Below are 407 nucleotides of genomic sequence, written 5' to 3'. Positions count from 1 at the left end.
GCACAAACTAGTCGGATGACCCCAACACCTGTTTTTTTTGAAAGGTTACGAGCAAGGTTTGGAAACATGGATAGATATCAGGACCGTTATGATGCGTTCCAAGTATTATTGGAAGACGTAAAAGAAACAGGGGAAATGGGGGCGTGATAATTATGAAAGCATTAAAAAATCAAATCGTAAATATAGTTATCCAGAAATTGAAAATATTTAAGTTTAGTAAAAAATTACTTGAACAAACTGTTTGGATTCTTAGAAAGTTAGAAGCGAAGAGAGTGATCCATTTTAATAGTTTTCTAAATATAAAGTGTAGTGGGGAGTTGAAAGCATAATGGAGGCGAGACTTGCAAAAATGAGGGTAGTTGGGCTGAAATATGATTCAGGTAATATACATACGGATGATCTAAAGC

1 protein-coding gene is annotated in these 407 nt (G+C 34.9%); it reads left to right on the top strand.

What is annotated here, in order from left to right:
• The first annotated feature begins 152 nt into the window (after positions 1-152).
• Positions 153-329: a hypothetical protein gene (locus AC1DJR_RS33740; protein WP_215561360.1), complete on the top strand. Its 177-nt coding sequence runs from the start codon at positions 153-155 to the stop codon at positions 327-329.
• The last annotated feature ends 78 nt before the right edge of the window (positions 330-407 follow it).

The organism is Bacillus sp. 05T31 (assembly GCF_056396725.1).
Note: the sequence above shows the minus strand (reverse complement) of the source record. Positions and strands in the feature narration are given on the sequence as shown.

What these genes read in the sequence shown, in the direction of transcription:
- AC1DJR_RS33740 (WP_215561360.1), top strand. Translation starts at nt 153, where the DNA reads ATGAAAGCATTAAAAAATCAAATCGTAAATATAGTTATCCAGAAATTG.